Origin of the sequence: Embleya sp. NPDC005971 (assembly GCF_040629175.1) — a bacterium.
GTDB lineage: Bacteria > Actinomycetota > Actinomycetes > Streptomycetales > Streptomycetaceae > Embleya.
On record NZ_JBEXUX010000151.1, the window covers coordinates 1 to 4899 of the forward strand.

General features: G+C 72.1%; 4 protein-coding genes and 1 tRNA gene. 4 read left to right on the forward strand and 1 reads right to left on the reverse strand.

From position 1 onward, the window contains the following. Positions 1-66 precede the first annotated feature (66 nt). Positions 67-140, reverse strand: a tRNA-Pro gene (locus tag ABZ374_RS47965). A 140-nt stretch (positions 141-280) separates the two neighbouring features. On the opposite strand from ABZ374_RS47965, the gene ABZ374_RS47970 reads away from it, so the two are divergent. The 4 genes from ABZ374_RS47970 to ABZ374_RS47985 all read left to right on the forward strand — a co-directional run bounded on the left by ABZ374_RS47970 (position 281) and on the right by ABZ374_RS47985 (position 4706). Then, on the forward strand, positions 281-1228 hold the full coding sequence (locus tag ABZ374_RS47970) for a hypothetical protein (RefSeq protein ID WP_360324997.1): 948 nt from the start codon (positions 281-283) through the stop codon (positions 1226-1228). A gap of 94 nt (positions 1229-1322) precedes the next feature. After that, positions 1323-2177, forward strand: coding sequence for an AraC family transcriptional regulator (locus ABZ374_RS47975; protein ID WP_360324999.1), 855 nt, complete (start codon positions 1323-1325; stop codon positions 2175-2177). A gap of 45 nt (positions 2178-2222) precedes the next feature. After that, positions 2223-3143 carry an EamA family transporter gene (locus tag ABZ374_RS47980; protein ID WP_360325002.1) on the forward strand — a complete coding sequence of 307 codons (921 nt, stop codon included), beginning with the start codon at positions 2223-2225 and terminating at the stop codon, positions 3141-3143. A 390-nt stretch (positions 3144-3533) separates the two neighbouring features. Continuing rightward, positions 3534-4706 (forward strand): M28 family peptidase, encoded by a 1173-nt coding sequence (locus ABZ374_RS47985; RefSeq protein ID WP_360325005.1) that lies wholly within the window; start codon positions 3534-3536, stop codon positions 4704-4706. Positions 4707-4899: the final 193 nt, after the last annotated feature.

Sequence of the window (4899 nt, forward strand, 5' to 3'; positions counted from 1 at the left end):
TAAATTTATAAACCCGCAAGAGCAGCTGACTGGGCTTTTGCCCTGGTCAGCGCCTCTTGAACACCGTCGGGACGACAGGATTTGAACCTGCGACCCCTTGACCCCCAGTCAAGTGCGCTACCAAGCTGCGCCACGTCCCGGTGTTCGGCCGGCCGAACACGGAAACCATATCGCACTTTGGGGGGTGGTCCGCCACGTGGTTGTTCGGTGGTGTCGGGCGTGGGGAGGGGGGTGGGTCCGGGAAGATCTTGGGGTGGCTTATCCGGTGAATGTCGATGTCGTGCCGCTCGAGACCTATCCCGATCTGGATGAACTCCAGCGGCTCGGGGTCGGGGCGTTGCTGAGTGATGGGCTCGAGTCCGTGGAGGGGTTCGAGGAGGCGGATGGGGTCGGGGTGGACCTGGTGGACTTTCGGGTCACGCCCGGGTCGGAGGGGGCTGCGGTGTTGATGTCCGTGGATGCGCCGACGTTGGAGGCGGCCGAGCGCGGGGCGCGGCAGATGGTGCTGGCGGTGTTGGAGGCCAGTGTGTTGCTCGCGGATTGGCGGGTGGTGCGCAGCGAGGTGCAGCTTCATGAGGAGTTGGTGTACGAGAGTCTGCTCGCGGCGGACGGGCCGGACGCGCCGGCGGGGGATCCGGCGTTGCGGGCGCGACGGCCGATGCCGGAGGAGCGGCTGCGGATCGAGCGGCAGGCGGCGGGGGTGCGGGCGTTCGGGCTGGACGCGTTCGGGTGTGAGCCGGACACCGCGCAGCCGGACGTGCCCGAGGAGAAGGCTCGGCTTGCGGCCGGGGCCGTGGCGAGTTCGGTCGGGGTGCTCGTGGATCTGCTGTTCACGGATCTGGTGAATCTTCGCGAGGCGGATGGGGCTTCGTTTTTCGTGCTGGATGCGTTGCCCATCCTGGAGGAGGGGTTCGTTCGGCGGTTCGTGGTGGCCGCCGTCGCGGTCACCGGGCGGCTCGGCGCGAACGAGTGGGCGCCGCCCTCGTGCTTTGCGGAGGAGATGGCGTTGCGGTTGTTGGTGGATCAGGCGGCGTCGCTGTTGGAGCGGCACGGGTTGTACGACGACGATGTCGAGGCGGCGTTCGTGACGTTCAGCGACGCGGCGTCGGACGATCCGGAGTCGGTCGAGCTGCGGCTGTCGGACCCCGGGCCGGAGGAGTGGTTCGAGCCGATCGTGCCGGGGCGGCCCCTGCACGGGTATTTGAGAGCGCATCGACATGAATGGTGACCTCGGAGTGCCGGGCAGCCCGGGTGGTTCGGGAGGTTTGTTCAGTGATGCCGCCCCGCCCGCCGCCTCCGACCGCGGGCGTGGGGAGTCCGCGGTGTGGACGCGCGTATACGGGGTCGAGGACACTCCGCTCGACCTGATGACCGCGCGATTTCGGCGGCACCGGTACGCACCCCACGCGCACGAGGAGTACGCGATCGGGGTCTGTATCGAAGGCGTGGAGCAGATCGGCTACCGCGGCGCGGTGCACCGATCCGGGCCCGGCACCATCGTGGTCGCCGAGCCCGGCGAGACGCACACCGGCGGGCCCGGCATCCCCGAGGGGTACGCCTACCGGGTCTTCTACCCCTCGGCGGCCCTGGTCGGCGAGGATCTGCCCGGCCCCGCGCCGCACTTCCCGTCGCTGCTCGTGGCCGACCCGGGGCTGGCCGCCGAGATGGTCGCCGTTCACGTGCACCTGACCGCCGGCGGCGACGCGTTCGAGGGCGAGTCCCGCGTGGTGGAGGCGCTGCGGGCGCTCGTCGGGCGGTACGCGATACGGAACCCGGCCGATCGGCACGGCTCGCCGGACGCCGCCCGGGTCGCCCGCGCGGTGCGCGAGCGGCTCGCCGATCAGCTGGTGCGCCCGCCGTCGCTGAGCGAGTTGTCGGCCGGGATCGGACTCTCCCGCTACCAGACACTGCGCGCGTTCCGCGACGAGGTCGGCCTGCCCCCGTACGCCTGGCTTGCCCAGCACCGGGTCGCTCGCGCCAAGGTGCTGCTCGCCGCGGGCAGGACGCCGGCCGAGGCGGCGCTCGCCGTCGGTTTCGCGGACCAGGCGCACCTGGGGCGGTGGTTTCGCCGGGTGCTGGGGGTGACCCCCGCCGGCTACCGCACCAGCGTGCTGCGCGACAACGGCAGCACGCCGCCGCGCAACAACGTTCTAGACCGATCGGCCCCGCGTGGTTGATCATCCTCTTCGATCGAGCACCAGAGATTGAGGGGACACGGGGCCGTGAGTCGTCGTGGAGTGTTGTTGTTCGCGTGCATGTGTGTGATCTGGGGGATCCCGTACCTGCTGATCAAGGTCGCGGTGGACGAGGTGTCGCCCGGCGTGCTGGTGTTCGTGCGTACCGGGCTCGGGGCGCTGCTGCTGTTGCCGTTCGCGCTGCGGGGCGCCGGGCTGCGCGGTCTCACCCCGTACAAGTGGCCGCTCCTCGTCTTCGCGGTGACCGAGTTCGTCGGGCCCTGGTGGATGCTCTCGGACGCCGAGCGGCGGTTGTCCAGTTCGACGACGGGGCTGTTGATCGCATCGGTGCCGATCTTCGGGGCGGTGCTCGTGTATCTGACCGGTGGTACCGAGCGCATGGGGGCGGTGCGCTGGGTCGGGCTGGCGATCGGGTTCGGTGGGGTCGCGGTGCTGGCCGGGCCGACGCTCGGCGGCGGGGATCCGTGGGCGGCGGTCGAGGTGCTCGCGACCGCGCTGTGTTACGCCGGTGCGGCGCTGGTGGCCGAGCGGCGGCTCAAGGACGTGCCGAGCCTGCCGATGACGGTGGTGTGCCTGGGCTTCACCGCGCTGGTGTACATACCGCTCGCGGCCGTGCAGTGGCCCGCGCACGTGCCGGGCGGCAAGGCGCTCGGGGCGATGGGCGTGCTGGCCCTGGTGTGCACGGCGATCGCGATGGTGATCTTCTTCGAGCTGGTGCGCGAGGTGGGCGCGGCCCGGGCCACGGTGATCACGTACGTCAACCCGGCGGTCGCGGTGGCGGCCGGCGTGTTGATCCTGGACGAGAAGTTCACGCTCGCGATCGGGGCGTCGTTCGTGCTGATCCTGGGCGGAGCCGTACTGGCCACGCGCAAGAACGCCACGCCGGTCACCCTGCCCGACGGGACCCCGGAGCTGCCGGGGGTGGTGGACGCACCCGGCCGCCGCTAGTGCCGGGCCGGCCTCGGGTGCTCCTCGGCCGGCCCGCGTCCGGCTCGTGTCCGGCTCGTGTCCGGCTCTCGGCCGGTCCTCGACGGGCGGACAGGGCGCGGGTGGGCGTGGCATCGTGGCGGAATGACGAGCCACGGGGGAAGCGACGCAGAACGGGAGCACGACCCACAACAGGACAGCGACGCACACCAAAAGCCTGACCCACACCGGGGCAGCGGCACGCACCAGGACCCCGACCCGCACCCGGAAAGCGACGCCCGACAACAGCGCGACGCCCAACGCCCAACCGGCCCGCAGCGCCCAATCGACCCGCAACGTCCAACCGAACCGCAACGCCCAACCCGCCCCAAAAAGCGCTCCCGTCGGCCCTCCGAGGCCGAACTCCGAGCCGTGATAGAGCCGTTGGCCAAGATCGAGCGGCTGCCCACCTCGCCCGGCGAACGCGCGGCCGCGCAGCAGATCGCGGCGATGTTGCGCGAACTCGGGGCCCGGGACGCAGTGGTCGAGGAGGAGCCCGCATACGCCTCCTACGCCCGCCCGATCGGCACACTCACCGCGATCGCCACGGTGGCCGGTCTGCTCGCCGGGCGTTCGCGGGTCGCGGCGACGCTGATCGCCGCCGCTGCCGGTCTCGGCGTGGCCGACGATATCTCCTATCGCCGCCAATACGCCCGCCGCGCCCTCGGCGGCCGACGGCGCAGCGCGTACAACGTGGTCGCCTCGGTCGGCGACCCGGACGCCGCGCGCACCCTCGTGGTGACGGCGCATCACGACGCGGCGCCCACGGGGGCGGTGTTCGACGAGCGGGCCGCACGCTGGTTGGCCACCCGCTACCCGCACCTGGTGGACCGGGCGAGCGAGAACCCGCCGCTGTGGTGGCCGGTGGTCGCCGGCCCCGCCCTGATCGCGCTGGGCGCGGCCACCGGCGCCGACGGCGTGCGCCGTGCCGGGATCGCCCTGGCCGCGGTGAGTACGGCCGCGTTCACCCAGATCGGCCGCAGCCGCGCGGTCCCGGGCGCCAACGACAACCTGTCCGGGGTCGCCGTCCTGGTCGCGCTCGCCGCCACGCTGCGCGCCGAACCCATCGACGACGTGAGGGTGTTGCTCGTCTCGGCCGGCGCCGAGGAAGCGCTCCAGGAGGGCATTCGAGGCTTCGCCCGCCGCCACTTCGCGCAACTCGACCGCGACCGCACGTGGTTCCTCAACGTGGACACGGTGGGCTCGGGCAACCTGGTCCTGCTGGAGGCCGAGGGCCCGTTGCGCATGGAGCCCTACGACGTCCCGTTCAACAACCTGCTCTCCGAGTGCGCCACCCGCAACGACATCCCGGTGCTGACCGGACTACGCTCACGCAGTTCCACCGACGGCGTGGTGCCCAACCGGCACGGCTACCCCACCGCGACCCTGGTCTCGGTCGACGACCAGAAGCTGATCCCGCACTACCACCTGCACACCGACCTGCCCGAACACGTCGACTACGACTGCGTCGCAGACGCCTGCGCCCTTGCCGAGGCCGCCGCCCGAGCCCTGTCCCGAACCGAACCACCGTCCACCATCGGGTAGTTGGCACACCGGACCCGCGCCCGGCACCGGACCCGCGCCCGGCAGCGGACCCGCGCCCGGCAGCGGACCCGCGCCCGGCACCGGACCCGCGCCCGGCACCGGACCCGCGCCCGGCACCGGACCCGCGCCCGGCACCGGACCCGCGCCCGGGAGCTGACCCGCGCCCGGCCGCGTAGGTGTGCGGTGGGGCGGG